Source organism: Sphingobacterium sp. UBA7253 (genome assembly GCF_002472745.1).
GTDB classification, from domain to species: domain Bacteria; phylum Bacteroidota; class Bacteroidia; order Sphingobacteriales; family Sphingobacteriaceae; genus Sphingobacterium; species Sphingobacterium siyangense.
This window is the reverse complement of the sequence record NZ_DKSP01000106.1, coordinates 1-22,117: the sequence shown is the minus strand read 5'-3', so window position 1 is coordinate 22,117 and position 22,117 is coordinate 1. Positions and strand designations below refer to the sequence as shown.

23 protein-coding genes, 1 tRNA gene and 1 pseudogene are annotated in these 22,117 nt (G+C 38.0%); 7 read left to right on the top strand and 18 right to left on the bottom strand.

Annotation, left to right across the window (positions count from 1 at the left end; all coding sequences use genetic code 11):
• Both B2X72_RS10345 and B2X72_RS10340 read right to left on the bottom strand, forming a co-directional pair.
• A partial coding sequence (locus tag B2X72_RS10345) for a DPP IV N-terminal domain-containing protein (protein ID WP_286849510.1) occupies window positions 1-1,048 on the bottom strand: 1,048 nt, incomplete at its 3' end.
• 87 nt (window positions 1,049-1,135) lie between these two features.
• A complete protein-coding gene (locus B2X72_RS10340; protein ID WP_145330083.1) occupies window positions 1,136-2,560 on the bottom strand; it encodes an ATP-dependent DNA helicase in 1,425 nt (474 codons plus the stop codon).
• 85 nt (window positions 2,561-2,645) lie between these two features.
• Between B2X72_RS10340 and B2X72_RS10335 the strand changes: the two genes are divergently transcribed.
• The 3 genes from B2X72_RS10335 to coaD are packed head-to-tail and all read left to right on the top strand — an operon-like array spanning window position 2,646 to window position 4,451.
• Complete coding sequence (locus B2X72_RS10335; RefSeq protein WP_088161539.1) at window positions 2,646-3,443, top strand: DUF3822 family protein; 798 nt, start codon at window positions 2,646-2,648, stop codon at window positions 3,441-3,443.
• Window positions 3,434-3,973, top strand: a complete 540-nt coding sequence (gene rsmD, locus B2X72_RS10330; RefSeq protein ID WP_088161540.1) for a 16S rRNA (guanine(966)-N(2))-methyltransferase RsmD — start codon at window positions 3,434-3,436, stop codon at window positions 3,971-3,973. The genes B2X72_RS10335 and rsmD overlap by 10 nt, the downstream gene beginning before the upstream one ends.
• 1 nt (window position 3,974) lies before the next feature.
• Complete coding sequence (gene coaD / locus B2X72_RS10325) at window positions 3,975-4,451, top strand: pantetheine-phosphate adenylyltransferase (RefSeq protein ID WP_075992599.1); 477 nt, start codon at window positions 3,975-3,977, stop codon at window positions 4,449-4,451.
• A 244-nt stretch (window positions 4,452-4,695) separates the two neighbouring features.
• On the opposite strand, the gene B2X72_RS10320 is transcribed toward coaD, so the two are convergent.
• Complete coding sequence (locus B2X72_RS10320) at window positions 4,696-5,649, bottom strand: aldo/keto reductase (RefSeq protein ID WP_286849507.1); 954 nt, start codon at window positions 5,647-5,649, stop codon at window positions 4,696-4,698.
• 182 nt (window positions 5,650-5,831) lie between these two features.
• Here B2X72_RS10320 and B2X72_RS10315 point away from each other — a divergent pair.
• Window positions 5,832-5,911, top strand: a tRNA-Leu gene (locus B2X72_RS10315).
• A 207-nt stretch (window positions 5,912-6,118) separates the two neighbouring features.
• Here B2X72_RS10315 and B2X72_RS10310 read toward each other — a convergent pair.
• The 10 genes from B2X72_RS10310 to B2X72_RS10265 all read right to left on the bottom strand — a co-directional run bounded on the left by B2X72_RS10310 (window position 6,119) and on the right by B2X72_RS10265 (window position 14,059).
• Window positions 6,119-6,538, bottom strand: a complete 420-nt coding sequence (locus B2X72_RS10310) for a c-type cytochrome (protein WP_120335886.1) — start codon at window positions 6,536-6,538, stop codon at window positions 6,119-6,121.
• Window positions 6,539-6,629: 91 nt separating this feature from the next.
• A complete protein-coding gene (locus B2X72_RS10305) occupies window positions 6,630-7,016 on the bottom strand; it encodes a hypothetical protein (RefSeq protein WP_088161542.1) in 387 nt (128 codons plus the stop codon).
• Between the two features lie 43 nt (window positions 7,017-7,059).
• Complete coding sequence (locus tag B2X72_RS10300) at window positions 7,060-7,716, bottom strand: DUF1345 domain-containing protein (RefSeq protein ID WP_088161543.1); 657 nt, start codon at window positions 7,714-7,716, stop codon at window positions 7,060-7,062.
• Between the two features lie 11 nt (window positions 7,717-7,727).
• Complete coding sequence (locus tag B2X72_RS10295) at window positions 7,728-8,540, bottom strand: hypothetical protein (protein ID WP_145330076.1); 813 nt, start codon at window positions 8,538-8,540, stop codon at window positions 7,728-7,730.
• Between the two features lie 58 nt (window positions 8,541-8,598).
• The gene (locus B2X72_RS10290; protein WP_286849503.1) at window positions 8,599-9,588 is read right to left on the bottom strand and encodes an LLM class flavin-dependent oxidoreductase; all 990 of its coding nucleotides are present in this window, start codon (window positions 9,586-9,588) and stop codon (window positions 8,599-8,601) included.
• Window positions 9,589-9,634: 46 nt separating this feature from the next.
• Window positions 9,635-10,822, bottom strand: coding sequence for a THUMP-like domain-containing protein (locus B2X72_RS10285; RefSeq protein WP_145330074.1), 1,188 nt, complete (start codon window positions 10,820-10,822; stop codon window positions 9,635-9,637).
• Window positions 10,823-12,085, bottom strand: a complete 1,263-nt coding sequence (locus B2X72_RS10280) for an aspartate kinase (protein ID WP_286849501.1) — start codon at window positions 12,083-12,085, stop codon at window positions 10,823-10,825.
• A gap of 23 nt (window positions 12,086-12,108) precedes the next feature.
• Window positions 12,109-12,858 (bottom strand): DUF3298 and DUF4163 domain-containing protein, encoded by a 750-nt coding sequence (locus tag B2X72_RS10275; protein ID WP_158638952.1) that lies wholly within the window; start codon window positions 12,856-12,858, stop codon window positions 12,109-12,111.
• A gap of 63 nt (window positions 12,859-12,921) precedes the next feature.
• Window positions 12,922-13,374, bottom strand: coding sequence for a GNAT family N-acetyltransferase (locus tag B2X72_RS10270; protein WP_145330068.1), 453 nt, complete (start codon window positions 13,372-13,374; stop codon window positions 12,922-12,924).
• Window positions 13,367-14,059: a YggS family pyridoxal phosphate-dependent enzyme gene (locus tag B2X72_RS10265; RefSeq protein WP_145330066.1), complete on the bottom strand. Its 693-nt coding sequence runs from the start codon at window positions 14,057-14,059 to the stop codon at window positions 13,367-13,369. Before B2X72_RS10265 ends, B2X72_RS10270 begins: the two co-directional genes overlap by 8 nt.
• Window positions 14,060-14,132: 73 nt before the next feature.
• Here B2X72_RS10265 and B2X72_RS10260 point away from each other — a divergent pair, with 73 nt between their 5' ends.
• The 3 genes from B2X72_RS10260 (at window position 14,133) to B2X72_RS10250 (ending at window position 18,014) form a co-directional block, all read left to right on the top strand.
• Window positions 14,133-14,903, top strand: coding sequence for a DUF4296 domain-containing protein (locus B2X72_RS10260; protein WP_088161551.1), 771 nt, complete (start codon window positions 14,133-14,135; stop codon window positions 14,901-14,903).
• Between the two features lie 21 nt (window positions 14,904-14,924).
• Window positions 14,925-17,294 (top strand): endonuclease MutS2, encoded by a 2,370-nt coding sequence (locus B2X72_RS10255; RefSeq protein WP_286849497.1) that lies wholly within the window; start codon window positions 14,925-14,927, stop codon window positions 17,292-17,294.
• Window positions 17,295-17,357: 63 nt separating this feature from the next.
• Window positions 17,358-18,014: an MgtC/SapB family protein gene (locus B2X72_RS10250; RefSeq protein WP_075994794.1), complete on the top strand. Its 657-nt coding sequence runs from the start codon at window positions 17,358-17,360 to the stop codon at window positions 18,012-18,014.
• Window positions 18,015-18,042: 28 nt separating this feature from the next.
• Here B2X72_RS10250 and B2X72_RS10245 read toward each other — a convergent pair whose 3' ends face one another.
• From B2X72_RS10245 to B2X72_RS10225, 5 genes and pseudogenes are all read right to left on the bottom strand, one after another.
• Complete coding sequence (locus B2X72_RS10245) at window positions 18,043-18,408, bottom strand: hypothetical protein (protein ID WP_232475781.1); 366 nt, start codon at window positions 18,406-18,408, stop codon at window positions 18,043-18,045.
• Complete coding sequence (locus B2X72_RS10240) at window positions 18,386-18,631, bottom strand: hypothetical protein (RefSeq protein ID WP_075992612.1); 246 nt, start codon at window positions 18,629-18,631, stop codon at window positions 18,386-18,388. The genes B2X72_RS10245 and B2X72_RS10240 overlap by 23 nt, the downstream gene beginning before the upstream one ends.
• 102 nt (window positions 18,632-18,733) lie before the next feature.
• Window positions 18,734-20,065, bottom strand: a complete 1,332-nt coding sequence (gene gdhA, locus B2X72_RS10235) for an NADP-specific glutamate dehydrogenase (protein WP_075992613.1) — start codon at window positions 20,063-20,065, stop codon at window positions 18,734-18,736.
• A gap of 581 nt (window positions 20,066-20,646) precedes the next feature.
• A complete protein-coding gene (locus B2X72_RS10230) occupies window positions 20,647-21,891 on the bottom strand; it encodes a sulfate adenylyltransferase subunit 1 (RefSeq protein ID WP_145330062.1) in 1,245 nt (414 codons plus the stop codon).
• Between the two features lie 29 nt (window positions 21,892-21,920).
• Window positions 21,921-22,117 (bottom strand): annotated as a pseudogene (locus B2X72_RS10225) (sulfate adenylyltransferase small subunit); the annotation flags it as partial.

Genomic DNA, 22,117 nt, shown 5'->3' with positions numbered 1-22,117 from the left:
TATAAGAATTTTTATCCGGAGTTTTTGTCCAGGTAGAGATGGTCTGATTTTTAAACGCGGATATATTGATGCGGCGTGGAGATTTTGCTGCTGCATCGAAGATATAAAGTTCAGTTTCCGTCGAATCGACTTCGCCCGGCATTTGGTATTTATAGGTTTCAAGTGTCGGCCTGGCTGAGCCAACATTATTGATTACCCATAAGGGTTTTAGAGAACGGTTGTCCTTTCTGGTCAAGGTGAAATAACGTCCATCCGGCGACCAGCTGATCCATACTCGTTTACGTTTTGGGTCATTGTCTTTGTCTTTTTCCTCACCTGTAGTTGTGCTGTATTCATCACCGCCCCAAGCATAATATTGTACACCGTCTTTTGTTATCTGGTGCTCTACAATGGTGCTATCTTTTTCATTCTTTACCGCTTTAAGGTAGTTGGGTTTGTCCATCCAATACAAGTTGTAATCTTTCGCAAAATAGACTGTATTGGTGTCAGGGGAGAATGTCGCCCAGCCCAATGGTGATTTTACTTTTGTTGAGTCACTTATTTCAACGACAGACTGTGCAGCTAAGTCATATTCCAGATAAAATAGTTTCTTTTTAGTCGTATCGGACTTATTCTTGAGCTTTTGTATTTCATCTTTGGATTTTACGGTGTCTTTGGTACTCTGAACCTGAAACCTTAATTTTTTCTCATCCTTGGTAAATCGAAGCCCCTGTAATTCCAGATGTTGGGCATCAACAGGATTTTTAACTATTTTAGTAATTTGAGCGGCGAGGTTGTCATTATTGAAAAGAAGTTCTTTCTTTTTTAGTGCAGGGTTTACAATGTACCAGTTTCTTCCTTGTGGACTTGCGTAATCATACCAAAAGCGATCGGAAAAATTGATCCAATTTGGTTTGATGCTAGTCGAAAAAATCATTTTCTTTAATTTTTCAGGGGAGAATTTTGCAGCCAGCTGATAATTGGGCTTTATAGGCGTTTCTTTCGCCTGTTGTGCAGTGCTAACATAGGGCAATAAGCTCGCCGCCAAGATTAAGTAGTACTTATGCATTAATAATATAGATAATTGTATAATAATGGTTCCGAACGTAAAAATATCCATTATTAGGTTCTTTTGCGAATGATTCGTGTAATAATCCTATGATGGATAGAAGTTTTCATTGAAATTGACCAGAAAAAGTTCCTTTGTTGCTCGGGTAACCCCAGTGTACAGCCATCTTAAGAATTCAAGATCCAACATATCATCGTTTATATACCCCTGGTCGACAAACACGATTGGCCATTGGCCGCCTTGTGCTTTATGACAGGTAATTGCAAATGCAAATTTAATCTGAAGCGCATTATAATAGGGGTCTTTTTTGATTGCTTCGAGCCTGTCCTTCTTATCCATGATGTCGGCATAATCCAAGGCAATCTCTTCGTAGAGTGCTTTATGGGTTTCATAGGGCAGATTGGGGCTGTCTGTATAAAGGCTGTCTAGGATAACGCGGCAGGTGATGGGTTCTATTTCGTCAATGTCTACAAATTCAAGCGTGACATCTGCAAATCGAAATCCATGCTGATCGTGGATGTTACTTACTTTTCGCACTTTGGCCATATCGCCATTTGCAATAAATCCATCACCCATGTTGTTTTCCTGTAACCAGAAGTAGTTGTTTTTTACAACCATAATATAATCTCCGCCGGTGAGCTCCTCGTCCCGGAACAAAATCCTGTTCCTTATATTTTGGTTGTATAAATTTGCAGATCGATTTGAACGGCAGATAATCATTGTATTTTCGAGTCCATATTTGTCATATGCATAGTTTATACCTTCGATTAACCGTTCACCTGTCATTCTGTAAAGATCTTTAAATCCTTTTGTTATGAACTTTGGAAAAGGGAAGTCGTCTTGTTCTTCCTCTGCCGAGGTTATCTCTTCGCGTATTTTGGTTGCATTGTACAATATACCGGAGTCTTTGGATTGGCGGACAACCGTGGTTAGCTCAAAAGGATAAACGCAAAGGTGAAATTCACTTTCGAGATAGCTTGGGTTTAAGGCAGGGCTATCCAGGAGTCCTACAGGAGGTAATTGAGCCGTATCTCCAACAAATAATAGGGTACAGTTCTTCCCAGATTGCACATAACGGATCAAGTCGTCCAAAAGGCTTGCCGAAAACGCATTCACGGAAGCATTGGATATCATTGAGGCTTCATCGATGATAAATAAAGTGTCTTCATGCAGGTTCTCCGCCAAGGTGAAATCGAGCTGAAAAGAAACAGCAGATTTTTTACGGTATATTTTCTTATGGATTGTAAGTGCTTTGCGTCCCGAATAATAGGTGATCACTTTTGCAGCCCTGCCGGTCGGTGCCAGCAGAACAGCCTTTTTCCGCAATGCAGGCAGCACTTTAACCAGCGCAGAAATTAATGTTGTTTTTCCTGTACCCGCATATCCTCTAAGTACAAAGCAGGATTGTTTGTCAAAAGCGAGAAGAAATTCTTGCAATAATTCGAAAGCCTCCAACTGCTGTTCGGTGGCTTGCCAAGGGAATTGCTGTATTAACAGATTTTTGATGAACACCCTCAAAGTTATTTAAAAGGTTTGTCTTATCCTCTAGAAAAAGCTATTTTTGCTCTAAGAAGTTTTAATTTTTACAATTCAGCGAATGAATTATATTTCAAAACAATTTAATATTCATTATTTACCGGAGTACAATCTTTTGGTCAAGGCTGGCTTTCAGAAGGATGTCTTGGCGGTGGTTGATAAAAAGTCGATCGCACCGATTTTGATCGAGTATCCTTCAGAGGAGCCAATTTTGGATGCCACACGAATTATGAGCCTTCCGTTTCGATTTGTCCGCGTTGTGATACCACATCAAACTTTTACGTTTATTCCAAAAGAATTTTTTCTGAGTGAAAACATCAGTGATTACCTACAGTTTTTAGGCACAACTGATCTTGAAAATACATTTAGCTATTCTTTAGATAATCTTAATTTAGTTGCTGTATATCAGTTTGATGGTCTTTTATTGAATAGGTGGAAGCGGTTGTTTCCTGATGCTGTTATACTTCCAGAATTTGCGGTTGTACTTGACCGTGCGCAGGAGCGTGTATCCATTAGGGGGAGTGTATTGGGGCTTCATTTTGTAGCTGACAATACAGTTGATTTTTATCTTTTTAAAAATGGTGTTTTCCAGCTTTATAATAGTTTTGAAATTCATAATCTAGATGATATCAGCTACTATGTGCTTAATATTTTAACACAATTCAATCTAGGGGACTCCATCAATAAAGTGCTCCTTTCAGGAGAAATTCCAAATGAATCCTATTATAAACGTATCTCTACTTATGCGGGTGATATCGAAATATTGGATTTGAAGACAAAAGTCGTATTGGCGGATAGCGAGATCGAGTCAAATTTGGCCCCATATAATGTATTGTTTGATTCTATACTATGCGAATAATCGGAGGTCGTTTAGGTGGTTTAAGGCTGAATCCACCGACCAATTTACCTGTGAGGCCAACCACGGATATCGCTAAGGAAGCGCTGTTTAATATTTTACAGAACCGACTGGATTTTGATCGTTTAAAGTGTCTGGATCTTTTTGCGGGAACAGGGAATATTAGTTTTGAGCTCGCATCGCGGGATGTGGAATCAGTAGATGCAATAGATCTTCATTTCAAATGCGTGCAATATATCAATGAAACAGCCGGGAGGATGAAACTGGAGCAAATTAAAGCAAGGAAAGCCGATGTATTTAAGTTTATTGCCAGCTGTAAGAATACCTATGATTTTATTTTTGCAGACCCACCTTATGATATTCCTAAATTGCCACAATTGCCAAAATTAATTTTTGAAAAGGAATTGTTGCATGAACATGGGCTCCTTGTTGTTGAGCATCCGTCAACAAGACAGATGGAAGATCATCCAAATTTTATAGAAACTAGAAAATACGGGTATTCATCATTTTCCTTTTACGCTAAGACTATCTAATATGAAAATTGCTGTTTTTCCGGGCTCTTTTGATCCCTTTACTTTAGCTCATCAAGATCTTGTTGAGAGAGCAATGCCGCTATTTGATAAAATTATTATTGCAGTGGGCTATAACGCCAATAAAAAAGGAATGTTAGATCACGACGAGCGGGTAGATTCAATTAGCCGTGTTTTTAACGACGTAAGTAGGGTTGAGGTGCATAAATATAAAGGTCTTACAGTAGATTTCTGTAAGCAAGTTAAAGCACGTTTTATATTGCGTGGGCTCCGAAATACCAATGATTTTGAATTTGAAAATGCTGTTGCTCAAAATAATTTGTTGCTCAATAATGATGTTGAAAGCTATTTTTTAATGAGTAGATCTGGAAAGGCTCATATTTCTTCATCCATTGTTAGAGACGTGTGGTTTAATGGAGGAGATATCAGTGCGATGGTGCCTGTTTCTATTCTATCTTTGTTGAATGAAAAAATAAGATAAGTTACCTAAGTATAGGAAAAGCGATATTTAACGAAAATGGCTAACAGAATAATATTTTGTTGGCCATTTTTTATAACTGAAAAACAAGAACTTATATTCGTTATCTAACTAATATGTTTTCTTAAATTAAGGTCATTTCACTTTCTTGTATGCTGTGTGGCCAAATATTATTTGGTAATGCAATTGAAGTGTTTTTAATATTCTTATTTTCAGTGTGTTAAATTGTTTTTCCCTTGCTTTTAGTCTAGTAAGAGCTTGCTTTGTCCAAGAGAAAACATTCTTTCGGCGTCAGTTTGATTTCTACAGCTCTACTGAGTTCCTCGAGCTGTTGGATACTGGTTGCACTTACAATAGGCGCCGTAACTGAAGGCCTGTGTAGACTCCAGGCTAAGGCGATAGCTGACATACTAGCTTGTTGTGTATGTGCTATCTCAGCCAACACATCTAAAATGCGCAGGCCACGCGCGTTAAATTTGTCTTTTAATGCATCGTAACGCTTAGTCTCTTTGATGTCTTCAATAGATCGGTATTTGCCCGATAGGAAGCCACTGGCAAGTGAATAGTAACTGATTACGCCCAAATGATTATCAATGGCCAATTGTTCATACTGCTCTTCGTATTTCATACGGTCGTAAAGGTTATATTCAGGTTGGATAGCGATATAATATGGTAAATTGTGGTCTTCGGCCATTTGGAGGGATTCTGAAATACGTTCTGGACTTAGGTTTGAAGCACCGATCCATTTTATTTTTCCATTCTGGATCAGGTGATGATAAGCCTCCAGTGTTTCATCGATTCCAGTTGTCAGATCATCGTGATGAGATTGATAAAGATCGATTGTGTCTACGTTCAATCGCAGGAGTGAATCTTCCACAGATTTAATAATATACTCTTTTTTAAGATTAGGTTTACTATTGTCTATTCGACGTCCGCCGACTTTTGTTGCAATCTGAATTTTATCGCGAATATCTCTTTTGCTGATCCATTTGCCAATGATTGTTTCTGATTCGGACCCACTGTGACCCGGGACCCAATGTGAATAGTTGTTGGATGTATCAATAAGACTGAATCCCATATCGATAAAAGCATCTAACAGGGCGAAAGACTGTTTCTCATCGACGGTCCAGCCAAATACATTTCCACCAAAGACAAGAGGTTTGAATTCAATTTCACTGTTTCCGAGTTTTACTTTTTCCATGATCATTTGATTGTTTACTGATTAAAATTACGTAAAAAAGGCCATTTTCAATCAATTGATAGGGCATTGAAAAGTTTTTTTAAAATTTTCTCATTCATTTTCAGCGAGTTTTAAAAATGCGCGTTATGGTGATTTGGAATAATAAAAACTTTGCTTACTTTTGCATCATCCCAAACGGATATGCCCGGATGGCGGAATTGGTAGACGCGCTGGTCTCAAACACCAGTGGGAAACCGTGCCGGTTCGACTCCGGCTCCGGGTACTAAAGCTTCTCAATCGGGAAGCTTTTTTTATTTACTTACTTACTGCTTTTTATACTTAGTTTAAGGTAGTTTTGCGTGGTTCCTTATTCATTTCCAAAACTAATGGCTTTATTCTTCTACTTTTTAGCTTTCTCCATTAAAATGTATTAGAAATAAAAAACACCACAATACAGTGTATTATGGTGTTACATGAATATGTGGTTTGATTAGTTTTTTGCTAAGACCATTTCTGGTTCTTCTTTTCCGCCATGACAGGTTTTGCAGGAAATAGCTTTGGCAGGCGAGCTATCCCAACTACGATTAAAATACTTTTTGTTTATCTTTTGGGTCATCTTAATCATCGCTCGTCCAATTTCTTTTTTGTGGTTATCGTCACTTGCAAAATCCATTTTTTTAGGATCCTCTTTTGATGGTGCATGACAGAAACCACATTTTACGCCCAATGCAACGTTAAATTCCTTCATGGTGGAAATCAATTCATCGTGGGAGATATTCTTGGGAAGAACTTTTAGATTGGTTGGTTTTGGTTCTTCCTTAGGTTTTTCCTGTTGGAAACTGAATGCACTCAAAGCAAGCGCAATAGCCAACACCGATGCAATCGTACCTAATTTATTTATTTGTTTCATTTCTCTTTTCCTTTATGCTTAACTAAATATAGGGAGAAAGCGATAATTTTCAAATAGAAAATGAAGTTAATATGACAATTTAGATTGATTATTATTTACGTACTGCATCCGTAACGTTCCAGCTTTGACTATTGGACTGGTAGTTAATTGTCAGCATTTTCCCCTCAATCGTCACGTTTTTTAAGCCGGTGGTGTCGGAAGAGACCCAGGTGCTATCATTTGTTTTATTTAATACAAAGTCTGTAATATTCGGAATGCCTGTATAAAATTCAATTTTATAGGTGTTTCCGCTCACTTGTAAAACACGTATCAAACGATTATCCCGATCCACATCCAATGAATTATCCTGATATTGAACACGGCCTATAAAGCTGCCGGAAGCCCCTGCAGATCCGTCCCCTGTGTTATCTTTTTTTGCACATGAGGTGATTAGAATAATAGATAAACTGAGCGCAGCTAAAGGGATGAACAATTTCATGTGTGTAATTTTTGCTCTAAAATAAGACTTTTTGATCGAAAACTCAATTGATTAATCCAGAAATGATATTTATCGTCAATGCAACGACAAATGTATTTAAAGCAAAGGAGAGGAGGCCATGGAATAGCGCTACTCTTCGTATCTTTTTTGAAGAGATTCCAACGTCAGAAACCTGAAAGGTGCATCCCATCACAAATGAAAAATAAGCAAAATCCAAATAATCGGGCTTGTCGTCTCCCGGAAATTCCAGTCCAGTTCCGGCAGCTTTATTTTCATAGTATAAACGGGCGTAATGAAAGGTATATATGGTATGGACCAATCCCCAGGAGGACAGCATGGCTAACATGCAAATAATGATAATATACGCGTCATTTAACTGTTTATCCTTACTTGATATAATAATCATCAATACCGAAACAAAACAGCCTATGGTCACTAGGATGATAAATAACGACACGAAGAGACGGCTACCATCCTCTTGCTGTGCTTTCCTGGCAATGGAAGCAATCGGCATTGTGTAGAATGTGTACCAGGATATAGAAATATAGGATACACAAAATCCAAACCAGCATAACATTAAATTAAGCAGCGGAAGGCTTTTGATCGGCGAGAGCAGGTAGATCAACAGAAAGAAAAAGACCGAAATCAGTGCCCTATGGATGGATTGCATCCGATGCAGGTAGTAGCTCATTTTTTCCATTTCAGGTTCAATTAACAGTCAAATTGTTCTTCTGCTTCAAACATCAATGGGTTGCCGTTATTGGACAGAAATAGTAGCATAGCTTCTTCCTCATAATTTTTTGGATTGGAAAAAATAAAATCTAATGCACCATCTCGGTCGATATCCCCAACGAATAGAGTCGACATAAATACGTGGTCATATTGGTCAACCTGAAAAAGTATTTTCTCTTTATTTCGATTACTTGGAATATAAAGCAGCTTGTAATTGGTAACCTCATGAAACACCTTTTCGTGCCCTTTTTCATCTGTTTGTACTTCTGTGGATTTGATAGTTCCCGAGCCCTTAAGCTCGATCTTTTGGTTATTGAAAGAATATGCAACGGATTCTTTTGGCCAGACTTCGGAGTGACTTATTTTAACATGTTCCACAGCACCAGCTTTAAGCCCCTTGAGTTTCAAGAATAACAATGAATTTCTTCGTGATTCAACGCTTTTAGTCACTACTTGTGCGCAATCGTCAAAACCGTCCTTGACCTCATAATCGGCTTTACCTAAATAATATTGACCATTCTCTTCATAGAGATCATACCATTCTTTGTTTAATACTGTTGTAGGATCGTTCTTTTCCCATATACGATAGCTGCGCACTAGAAAAATCTGTCCTTGTGAAGAATCACTTTTAGGAGAAACGAACGATGTAGTGCTATCGCTAGTTGATAGGGCTAAACTATCCGAAGTGTTTGCTGTATCAGGTAAATTTCTGTGCTGTTTTGTAGAGGAGTTTGTACATGCCTGCAGGAAAAATAATCCCAGGATCAGGCTAATGTTAATGGAAATATTCATATACGGTGAATTTTGTTTAAATATATAAAATTCACCGTATATAAAGTAGCTTGGATCCTTAAGCGAGTATTTCTTTCAACAATGATAACGAATGGAGACACTTTTCATCATCAAAGATATAGGAAGTAGCCATGATCTCGTCCACTTTGTGATCGTTTACGAATTTTTCGATTTCCGGAAGAATTTTAGTGCCATCGCCGATAAATGCACAGGAAGCCATACTTTGCACGGCCTGTTCTATCGCCGGAATGCCTTTATAGATAACTTCCTGACTAGGTTCTGAAAGTGGCCTTCTGGTATTTGTCACAATACCGGCGAATAGATTATAGAAGCTTGTTGCCAAAAAATTGGCTTCTTCGGTACTATCGGCAGCAATAACATTTACACAAGAAATGAAATATGGCTTTTCCAAGGCATTAGAAGGAACAAAATTTTGATGATAGATCATGCTTGCTGAGGCAAACTGAGCTGGAGCAAAATGCGTTGCAAAAGCATAAGGAAGACCTAGACTAGCGGCTAAATAGGCACTATCGGTACTTGACCCGAGGATATAAAGTGGGATATCCAGTCCTTCTCCTGGAAATGCACGTACTTTTGCGTCATAGTTGTCTGCACTGAAGTAGCGCTGTAAGTCTTTTACCTCTTGAGGAAATTGAAATGCTGTATTCAAGTTGTTTCTACGTAAAGCCATTGCGGTCAATTGATCAGTGCCTGGTGCACGTCCTAAACCGAGGTCAATACGCCCTGGAAATAAGGTCTCTAAGGTTCCAAATTGCTCTGCAATGACTAAAGGAGCATGATTTGGCAACATGATCCCACCAGAACCCACGCGAATAGAACTGGTATTTGATGCGATATGTTGTATTAGGAGTGAAGTTGCTGAACTGGCAATATATTCCATATTATGATGTTCGGCCACCCATATTCTTTTAAAATCTAATTTTTCTACATGTCGGGCAATCTTAACAGTACGAGCCAATGCGCTCGCTGTATGCTCCCCTTTTTTGATCGGAGCCAAATCCAATGCTGATAATGCTATTTTATCCATACATTAAAATTACGGAGAAGATTTTCGACAATTGTAATGAAAATGTCTATTCTAGCATTCGCTGTGTATGTATGACACTAAATTGATCATTTAGGGTTGTCGTAAAAAAAGAAAAGGAGTTCCCAACGTCCTTGATTTTAAATTTCTTTTTAATCTCTTCTGTTTTGAGCGGGAAATTTTTGGCAATTATCCCTGATTGCAATGATTTCTTGTTTTTCTTGAAATCAGAAAAGGATTCTACCTGTTTTACGATGAATGTTTTACCAGGAAAGTTTTCGATCTTTTGATCGGAAGTGTAGAGATGCGTGTTTTTATGAAGTTTTTTGATGTTAAATAATTGGCCAACCGTTTTAAAGGCCCCGGCTTTGGAGAGAGCAACATCTGGTTCATATAAATAGGATAGTGGTTCGCTATATTCATTGACGAGAGCGCGCTCACTTTCATAGGTGAAGGAGATAACTTGTTGCTGTCCGTGATATAATCTGATGGCATGAACGACGGCGTCACCTTCATAATCTTTTTCTTGCACGAAAATAAGCTCTTTGCAGTCATTTTGTGAGGATACAACATAAACATCTTTTACATGTCTAAGCTGTTGTATGGCAGAAGAGATATCCAATAGTGGTGCAAGTTTGCTAATGATGGTGTTGCTGCGTTGAAAAAAGTCATCCTGCAATTGCACTAAATTAGGTTCACATTCATCCAATAAAAAGACTTTTTTGTTTTGAATTCTTCTCGAAGGATCTAAATAGATGTAATCAAATTGTTTGATTGGATCATTGAGAATGTAATCAACACCGTTAGCGGCAATGATCTGAAGGTTATCTGCTTTCAATACAGCGGCATTATGTTTTGTGATCGCTGCCAAATCAGGATTTAGTTCGCAAGACGTAACCTGTGCAGCCTGTTTTGAGAAGTAAAAGCTATCTACCCCAAAGCCACTGGTGGCATCAATCAAGCGTGTACCTTTTTTAATCAGTGAACTTTTGAATACTGCCGTTGTTTCCGAAGAACATTGCTCCAAGTTAAGCTTGGCAGGAAAATAGATCCCTGGCGTTTCCGCCCATAAGGGAATTTTTGCGCTCGCCCGTTGTCTTCCGTCGAGTTGTGCGGCAAGCTCGGAAGACAATATTCCTTCAAAAGGAGATTTTTTTAATGCAATTTTAGTAGGGGACTCAAGTGCGTTTTTATCTAAAAACTGTTGAATCTCCTCTTGAAGGATCAATGTATTCATTTATATTTTCTTTACGAGAAGCTGACAGGTATATGTATCCTTTAATTCACTAATAACTTGCTTATCAACCAAAACGCGATCAATTGTTTCTTGATTGTAATAACGAATTGTAATAAGTTCGAGTCCGGATTCATGTTTGACTTTGAACCTTTGCTCCAGCTCATTGATTAAGTCCACCAGATTTTTTCCTGTATCATCTACTGCAACGGTGAAATTGATAGCTGTGTTGTGCATCATATTGATTTTGATACGATGCTCGTAGAATAGATTGAAGATATCTCTTAAATTATCTTCCACGATAAAAGAAAAGTCCCTTGGAGAGATTGAAACAAAAATTTGATTTACCTTGAATATGAAAGAAGGGACAGGTAATGTTTGATTCGTACTTTTTATCATAGTACCCGGAGAATCGGGGTCGACAAAGGAACGTACGTTCAATGCGATTTTCTTATTCTGTAATGGTTTGATGGTTTTAGGGTGAATGACCGTGGCACCATAATAAGTGAGTTCGATGGCATCTGTATAGGATAACTCGGGAATTAGCTCGGTTTTCTCAAACCATTTTGGATCGGCATTAAGTACACCAGGAACATCCTTCCAAATCGTTACATTTTCAGCATTCAAACAAGAAGCAAAGATCGCAGCCGAATAATCGGAGCCTTCACGACCCAAAGTAGTTGTGAAATTTTCAGAGGTAGATCCCAAAAAACCTTGCGTAATCACGATATATTCGTCAAGTATTGCAGGCAACTCCGTGCGAATTTTTTCTTCAGTTTTATTCCAGTCTACAACTGCTTCGCGATACGTATTGTCTGTGAATATATAATCACGCGCATCGAGCCATTTTACCTTTTCACCAATAAAAGCAACATAAGCTGCCACAATCTTTGTCGAGATAAGTTCACCCATCGATACAATTTGATCGAAAAGATAATCATATGAATCTTGAGGTTCCTCCTCTAAAATCCACTCGATCTCCACAAAGCAGTTAGAAATCTCGTCAAATATAGGGTGTTCAGCGTCAGGAAATAATTCTCGAAGAATATGAAAGTGAAATTCTTTGGCCTCTTCCAATGTCTGAAATTGGTTGCCAGTATTGTTAAAATATTCTTTGGTCAATTTTTCTAGAAGGTTTGTTGTCTTTCCCATCGCTGATATGACAACTAACAAGGCTTCGCCCTTGTATTTTGAAATAATCCGCGCTGAATTTCTGACACTTTCTGCATCCTTTACTGATGCGCCCCCAAATTTAAAAACCTGCATTTATTTATTAGTTTAGTTGATTGCTAATTGATACTATTGATATAATGTAATCCTTTGTCAGAAATCAAATGTTTGAATGTCGTGTAGGGAATACGTAATTCTGTATTTCCCTCTGCATAGGATTTGATCTCATACACGTTATAATAAAATAGAATATCGTCCTTTTCAAACGTAAAATTATCTGCGAGCGAAAACCTACCATCTTCAAAAAAATACTTTCCACTTAAAGAATCGTCCGCGCTTAACCCTTCTTGTTTGCGGAAATATTGCTCAGCGATTTTGACAAATTTATCTTTATTCTCTTTCTGAATAATGTCATCAATCATAATCTGTTTGTTTGACTGTCTATCGAAGTTTGAATAGAGGGTGAAGTGGTCCCCATGTGCACCGCCCGTGTATTCGTCCTGCTTTGTTCTTAGTCCCAAAAAAACAGGAGTATTGGCGATCACATCGACCTGTAGATCCCGGTTCCAGGTTGCAGTGGATTTGCCGTTATTATCCTCCACATATTCATTGTAAGAATTAATAAAACGATGGGCGGCCTCCTGCATACTTGTGTCGCCTTCGAGATGAACAATATTGGTGATAAGTTCATTAATTTTATCTTCTTGAAAAACAGGGTATTTTGCGCGAAAATACGTTGTGTCCAATCGATCATCTTCTTTAAGAAAATAATTGCTATGCTCATCTATGCTTTTTTGACTATAGGAGAGTGTGTCCGTGAGCTGTGCCGCTATAGCGGCCTTTTTGTGGTCATCGCAAGCAGATAGCAAACAGCTGATAACTAATATTATTAAAGAAAAGTAAAATCGCATTGAATAGATTATCTCCGTTATTTAATAAGTGATTGACACATTGATCCATTCGGCATCAAAGTTTGCTTTATATTTTTCATAAAACTTTATAGCGGGTTCATTCCAATCGAGGACTTGCCATACCATGCCATGGAATCCACATTGTTTGCCGTAAGCTAAAGTTTTATCAAAAAGCAGTTTTCCTATCCCTAAACCTCGCATGCTTTCGGTGACAATCAGATCCTCCAAATAGAGTCTTCTGCCTTTCCACGTTGAATATCGGACATAATATAATGAAATTCCGACAATTTCGCCATCCACTTCAGCAACGAATGCGCCCCAAACGGAATTCTTTCCAAAGCCTGCATCTTTAAATTCTTCAAGTGATACTGTGACTTCGTCTGGTGCTTTTTCAAAAATAGCCAATTCTTTAATCAGCTCAAGCATTTGTGGGCAATCATTGTCGATAGCCTCTCGTATGGTTGCTTTAATCATTGTTTTTGAAGTGCTTAATTACTCTTTTACCAAATATTGTGCTTCCGATGCGTACCATTGTTGAACCTTCTTCAATCGCCAGCTTATAGTCTGAAGACATCCCCATGGAGAGAATACAGAAATATTCTTCTTTCCGGTAAAAACTTGTCTTAATTCCATCGAATAACATTTTTAACTCATAGAATTCAGCCTTAATGACTTTTTCTTTATCCGTATTGGATGCTATGCCCATTAAGCCACAAATTCGAATATTTTTTAATTCGAGAAACTCGTCGTCGCGAAGAAGCTCAACTAGCTCGGCATGGTCGAAACCAAATTTTGTTTCTTCTTCTGCAATATATACTTGCAACAAACAGTCGATTGTACGCTTCGCTTTCTGAGCATGTTTGTTAATCTCCTTTAATAATTTTAATGAATCAACTGACGCAATTAAGCTGATGAATGGTGTAATATATTTAACCTTATTTGTTTGAAGGTGGCCAATCATATGCCACTGAATATCTTTAGGTAAAAGCGCTGCTTTCTCTACTAATTCTTGAACATGATTCTCACCAAAGATACGTTGTCCTGCCTCATAGGCTTCCATAATGTCCGAATTGGATTTTGTTTTTGAAACTGCTACAAGTTGTACCCCAACAGCCTCGGTTTCCAATCTTAACGTTTCTAAATTACTAGCAATACTCATTTCCGATATAGTTTTGATGATGTAAAAAGTGCCAAATGTCGGTGCTTTTTGTAAATTTGTACAAAACTACGAAATGCTACGATTAATACTGAATCTACTTGCAGTGATTTTTTTATTTGGTTCTTGTGTCGGAACTGGGGAGAAAGATATTATCTCTCAAAGTAAGTTTGTGGATGCCTTGACAGAAATTCAGCTGACAGACTCTTATCTTAATATTTTACCCATTGATAGTGCACGTAAAGTGATGTTGCCTTTGTATCAAGTGACCTTTGATAAATATGGATTGGATTCGATTTCTTTTCGAAAGAACTTAGACTATTATGGTAAGGATGCTGAAGTAATGTCTGCGATTTATAAAAAAGTGGAGGATAATTTAACGAAGGAAAATAAGATTTATGCAGATATAGAACGGAAAAAACAAGATTCAATTCGAACGCGTGATTCAATCCAGAATATGCGTCTTCAAGATAGTACCAATCGTGTTATGCGTGCACAACAGGCTTATCAGGAACGAATTGCAGCACTTATCCATTATCTGCCAAATAAGACGAAATTCAACTTTAGGGAAGCTTCTTCCTTGTTTAATACCAGTGTTCAAACAAAGACTGGTATAAGCTTGAATGGCTATCTCATGAACCAGTTGTCGGTCGGTAATTCAAATTTACCAATTGAATCACCTTCTCCACAGAAAGATACAGCTTCCCAACTGAAAACACCTGGTACTTCAGTCAAGGATACTGTTGTGACACAAAAGCATGTGGAGCCACAATTACCAACAAATGAATTGGAAAAAAGACCAATTCTTACGCCGCCGCAGCATATCAAGCCGCCGACGAAACTTTAACCATCAAAGAATATAATTTCTATGGTATATCCAATAAATGCAATTGATAAACTCGGGTTTTCCGAGATAAAAGATAAAATAAAACAAAAATGCCTAAGCGAGTCGGGGCGTGAGTTGGTTGAAAAAATTCAACCTCAAACTCGGTTTGACCAAATCGACCGGTTTCTAAGACAAACCAGCGAGTTTAAGGATCTTCTATTGAATGATGGCGCATTTCCGGTTGAAAATTTCTTTCCGCTTCGATCTATTATTGAGAAAGCTCGGGTAGAGGGGACATTTTTATTCGAGGATGAATTCTTTCGGGTATTATTATCCCTCAAGACTGTCTACGCGATTATTCGTTATTTTAATGAACGGGAGGGACTCTATCCCAATCTAGAGGTATTATTTGAACATTTACCGATCGAGAAGGGAATTATTCGCGATATTGAAATGATCATTGATGAACGTGGAAAGCTTAAAAATAATGCTTCTCGATTATTGTTGGAAATAACCCAACAGATTCAACGAGCGGAACAGGAGGCACTTAAACGTATCAATAGTATCTTTAAGAGCGCACAGGACAGTGGCTGGACAGCGGACGGGAATCTGACGATACGGGATGGAAGGCTCTGTATTCCTATTCTTGCGGAAAATAAAAGAAAGCTCAAAGGTTTGATTCATGATGAATCAGCTACAGGACAAACAGCTTATATAGAACCTGAAGAAGTATTTCAGTTAAATAATAAGATTAGGGATTTAGAGTTTGAACGTAGACGTGAGGTCATCCGTATTTTAGTGGAGCTAACGGACAAGGTCCGACCACATATTCCGCTATTGCTTTCCTATCATAGCCTATTGACCAAAGTAGATTTTGTGCGTGCGAAAGCACTTTTTGCTTTGGATATTGAGGCGGAGATGCCGGAGTTATCGAAGGAGGCCGAGATTAATTTGGTCAATGGTCGACACCCGCTTCTATTGCTGAATCAGCATCATACTGTTGTTCCGTTGAATATTCAAATCGATAATATTCAACGCATTATTGTTGTCTCAGGACCGAATGCAGGAGGGAAATCTGTATGTATGAAAACGGTTGGCCTGTTGCAAATCATGGTGCAATCGGGCTTATTAATACCAGCGGAACCGACAAGTAAAGTCGGTGTTTTTAAGCAAATATTTGCAGATATAGGCGACGATCAATCCATTGAAAGTGATTTAAGTACATACAGCGCGCATCTGTCCAAGATGAAATATTTCACGGAATTTGCAAACGGGCGTACTTTGGTACTGATCGATGAGTTTGGAACGGGTACTGACCCTTTGTTTGGAGGACCTATTGCTGAGGCTGTATTGGAATCACTTAGCAAAAAGCAAATTAGGGGAGTTGTGACAACACACTATTCAAATCTTAAAGTTTTTGCTAGTAACACGACGGGTTTGGAAAATGCTTCAATGTTATTTGACAATCGCGAAATGAAACCGATGTATATCCTTCAAATTGGCAAGCCAGGAAGCTCTTATGCTTTCGAAATCGCGCAGAAAATAGGATTAGGTAAGGATATTCTGGAATCTGCTAAAAGTAAAATTGGTGTTCAGCAGAAGAAAGTAGATACACTATTGATCGATCTTGAACGAGAGAAGAAAGAGGTGTTTGATACAAAAATTGCTATTAATAAGCGCGAGAAGGAACTGGAGTCGATTAAATCGGAGTATTTGGAATTGCAAAGTTATTTGGAAGAAAATAAGCGCGTGATTTTGAAGAAGGCGAAAGAGGAAGCGCAGCAGATTATTAAAAGTTCGAATAAGTTAATCGAAAATACCGTAGCACAGATCAAATCTGCAAAAGCGGATAAAGAGAAAACACGTGAGTTGCGCAGCAATTTGGATCAGGCACTTCAAGCTGTTCTCCCCAAAGAGCAAAAACCAGCAAAGCAAATCGTCAAAGAGAAAACACCTGAATCCACTGTATTAAATATTGGGGATTGGGTGCAGATTATTGATAATGGTGCTGAAGCGCAGATTGTCGAAATTGCAAAGAACAACCTTATTCTTGCCATGGGTGAATTGCGTACTGTTCAAAAGCGAAAGAATGTCGTTAAACTCGAAGGTCGGGAAGGGAAGAAGTCCGCAAAAAGCCTGTCAAAATCACTGTCTTCTGGTAGTGTTGCTGATTTTAAACCAGAACTTGATTTAAGAGGCATGCGCACAGAAGACGCACTGAATGAATTAGAACGTGTTCTGGATCGGGCCGTCATGATAGGTTACCCATCGTTAAAAATTATTCATGGTAAAGGTGATGGTATTTTGCGCAAATTTATTCGCGACTACCTCCGTAAATATAGCCATGTAAGCCGTTTTGAGGACGAGCATCAAGATCGTGGGGGCGATGGTATAACATACGCTTATCTATAGCCTATATTGCATGGAGCTGCGAATGTTTGGAGTTCCATGTTTCATCTTTCTGCAAAGTTTAGTATGGAGAATATTATTAACTTTTTGACTAGTGAGCCTTTGTTAAACGCGATCACTTCAATTCTGTGTGGCAGTTTAATTGGTTTTGAACGTGAGTATAGGAATAAATCTGCTGGATTTCGAACGGTAGTACTTATTTGTTTCGGTTCGGCGATGTTTACTATTGTCTCCTGTTTGTTTATTGGAAATAGTACGGATCGCGTAGCTGCAAATATTGTGACTGGTATAGGCTTTATTGGCGCTGGTGTGATCTTTAAAGGCAAGCTATCGGTCAGTGGTCTCACAACGGCGGCCGTTATTTGGGCGACAGCTGGTATTGGAATGTTTGCCGGATTGGGGCAACTGGTTTATGCCATTTCCTTTGCTGTCTTTATGGTGGTAATACTCGCGCTTTTTCAGCGGATAGAAATTCTTCTGGCTCGTTATTACCTAATCCGTTCTCTACACGTGAAATTTAGTTCCAATGAGTTTTATCACTTACATGAGTTTGAACAATTGGCATTGGATTTTAAGATTAAAGCTACTAGACGTGTTATTGAAAAGATCAATGGTAAGTTGGAGGTAATGTATGATATTTCTGGCAAAATGACCGATCTAGATCGTTTTAACCAACAATTGGCAGGTTCATTAGTTATAGATGAGTTTTACTATAACAAATAAACACATCTATAACTAATTTCAGCATAGCTTAGGTTGTTTCTTTACCTCCAAAAGTAATCAAAACCATGCCTGAAATAATGACAAACATACCTAGTACTTGCTGCCAGCTCAATGAACTTTTAAAATATAGCGCCATCGCCAACTGGACGGTCAAAAACGTACCGCCAGAACATAAGGCAATTACGATGGGTTGAGAGACATTTTTAAATAACTGTACAAGAAACCAACTTGCTGATAAAAGAATAATGTTTCCAATAATTAAAGTTGTCCATTTATACTTCGGATGTACCCCGCCAAGTTTAAATAGGATAGATGAAATAATTTGACAGGCCCAAAATGCCACAAAATAGATATAGTTCAGCATAGATTTTTTATTCGTATCTACTATAAGCATTGTTAAAAGATTGGCGCATCGAAGCGAATTGATTGATCACACTCTTTAGAAATTCTTCGTCGAGTAAATCAAATACCCCATTTACACCGCCAATTATATCCATTTCTGCAATTTTATAGGATTGTTCTAAGTTTCCTTGCTCAAATTTAATAATGAATTTTTGATTCATACCAAAAATTGAAATCTTGCAATCGGGATGGGGGAGTTCAGCTATTAATCTCATGTAAATTTCGTGTTTTTTAAAATTAGCATAAAAATATAAAAAAACGCCCAAATGCAATGCATTTGAGCGCTCAGGATTATGATATGATTAGAAAAAGGCGTGTTATACGATACCTTGTGCTTTCATCGCGTTAGCGACTTTTATGAAACCACCAATATTGGCACCTTTCAAATAATTAACGAATCCACTGTCTTGGCCATATTTCAAACAAGTTTCGTGAATGCTTTCCATAATAATTTTTAAGCGATTGTCAACTTCTTCTGTACACCATTGTGTCCGGATTGAGTTTTGAGACATTTCTAAACCGCTGACAGCAACACCTCCAGCATTCGCGGCTTTACCGGGTGCAAAACTGATTTTTGCGTCTAGAAAAACTTTAATAGCTTCTGCAGTAGAAGGCATATTGGCACCCTCAGCTACGCAGATACAACCATTTGCTACAAGCGCTTTAGCATCCGATTCTTCTAATTCATTTTGTGTTGCACATGGCAATGCGATATCACATTTAAATTGCCAAGGCTTTTGACCAGGTAAGAACTGGGCATTCGGATAACGTGCAGGGTATTGATCGAGGTTTCTTCCCAAGGTAGCCCCAAATGCCATTTTTTCGGCATCAAAACCATCAGGATCATAAAGTGTACCCAAGCTATTTGAAACTGTAATCACTTTGGCACCAAGTTGAACGGCTTTTTCAACAGCGTAAAAGGCTACGTTGCCAGCACCAGATACTGTCGCTACTTGACCTTGTAAAGATTTTCCTTGATATTTAAATATACAGTCAACAAAATATAGAAGCCCATAGCCAGTAGCTTCAGGACGAATATATGATCCACCCCATAATTCACCTTTACCTGTTAGAACACCTGTAAAATTGTTTTGAAGTCGCTTAAATTGACCAAATAGGAAACCTATTTCACGTCCACCAACGCCAATATCTCCTGCAGGAACATCTGTATCTGCACCAATATGACGATAAAGTTCAGTCATAAAGCTTTGACAAAAACGCATAATTTCATTATCTGATTTACCTTTAGGGTCAAAATCAGAGCCTCCTTTACCACCACCAATTGGCAGTCCTGTTAAGCTGTTTTTAAATACTTGCTCAAAAGCGAGGAATTTTAAAATACTTTGATTAACAGAAGGAGCGAAGCGGAGACCGCCTTTATATGGACCGATTGAACTGTTCATTTGAACACGATAACCACGATTTACCTGTACCTGATGGTTATCATCCAACCAGGTTACACGGAAGGATATAATCCGCTCTGGTTCAGTCAGTCTTTCAAGAATCTTTTGGTCGAAAAATTCAGGATGGTTTTCGGTAATATAAGGAAATAAATCCTCGGTAACTTCTTTTACAGCTTGTAAGAATTCTGGTTCATTTGGATTGCGTTTCTCAACGATTGAGATGAACTCGTTAAAATTTTTTGACATGTTTTAATTAGTAAAATTTCCCTTTGGCTGGCACTAATTTATGTATTTTTTAATGAAAAACCAATATTTGTTAATTATTTACAAATATTAATCTGTTTTAATGAAATTTCATATTTTATATTTTTCGTTTAAAATAGACGATTCATTGGTGAAATGTGTGTGTAGTGATAAATTGACTGTATTTTGTTCGATTTTTATTATTGAAAAACGAAAATGATTCTGTTTTGATAAAATAGATTGAAATAGAGCTAATAATTATAAAATATCTAACATCTAACGCTTTTTTATGATTATTTGGCAAATATTTTAGCTTAGTTTTAACTCGGAGGCCTATATCCTTTTTGTATATTAGTTATTTATAATTTATATTATGTTAAATAGATGTTTTGAATACTCTCCTTTTATATTGATTCAATAGTATTTTTGTAAATCAACAGTTTTTAATAATAAGCCGAATACTGGGATGTTGGTTGTAATAATTGTCTCTGCTTTTGTACTACAGTAAATATAAAAGGAACCCAAACATTGTCTGAGTTCCTTAAAAAATATTTAGGTTGAATATTTACGATTAATCGTCTTTGTTAGTCGACAGCTTGGATCATCAATGCGCCGACTGTTAAATTTGTCCGCGGATCAATAACAATGGCTTGAGAATTTGCGGCATTTTCCTGCTGTAAATCAAATACTAGATTCTCTGCAGATTTAAGGGTTATTCGACCAATATCATTTAGTTTGATCGGGTCGTGGTATATTTTTTCCTGTGTATTGATATCAAATTTATACAACACATCTACGATCTTAACTTTGGTTAATTTACTGTGACTTTGGACAAGATACACTTGTGTTGTATCCAAAGGTTTATTGTCGAACCAACATAAATTTGCTTGAATATTACGCTCAAACTTTGGTGGATGTTCTACACTCGTAATGGTATCGCCACGACTAATATCAACATCATCACTGAGGTGTACAATAACAGATTGTCCGTTTTCAGCCCGTTGAAGTTGTTGTCCGTTTAATTCAATCGCTTGAATTGTACTATATGTTTCTGCTGGATAAACAATAACCTGGTCACCAACCGTTAATCCCTCTCCTAGTACGCGGCCTGCATAACCTCTATAATCGTGCAAATCATCTGTTTGCGGTCTTACAACCCATTGGACGGGAAACCGCCAGCTGGCTGCTTCCTGTTCGTGAATTTCCACATTTTCTAGGTAATCCAATAAAGATTCGCCTGCATACCAACTCATTCTTTCGGACTTATGGACAATATTGTCTCCTTTTAAGGCTGAAACTGGTATGAAATCAATATCCTTAAGTCCGAGATTGGTCGCTAAAGTTAAATAATCGGCTTTGATCTGTTCGAAAATAGAAGCGCTATAATCGACCATATCCATCTTGTTTATGCAAACCAAAACTTGTTTCATGGCCAATAATTTAGCAATGAAAGAATGGCGTTTTGTTTGCTCTATTACACCTTTACGTGCGTCAACCAAAATGATTATAAGATCCGAATTGGACGCGCCAGTTACCATGTTTCTGGTGTATTGGATATGTCCTGGAGCATCGGCTATAATATATTTTCGGTGTTCGGTCTGAAAATATTTATATGCTACGTCGATTGTTATCCCTTGTTCGCGTTCAGCTTTAAGTCCATCAGTCAATATGGCCAAGTCTACTGTTCCGTCGTCATTTTTACGGTTGGCACGTTGTATAGCTTCCAATTGGTCATCCAAAATGGAGTTTGTATCGTATAGTAATCGGCCAATCAAGGTACTTTTACCATCATCTACAGAACCGGCCGTTATAAATTTCAATATATTCATTGTTGTCAATATCAGGTATTTGATTTGAATTAAAAGTATCCTTGTTTTTTGCGTTCTTCCATAGCTGCTTCCGATACCTTATCGTCCATTCTGGCGCCACGTTCACTTACCGTTGAGGCCTTGATCTCAGCGATAATATCATCTAGCTCAGTTGCCGTTGAATCTACCGCTGCTGTACAAGTCATGTCACCCACAGTTCTGAAACGTACAGATTTACGTTCTATAT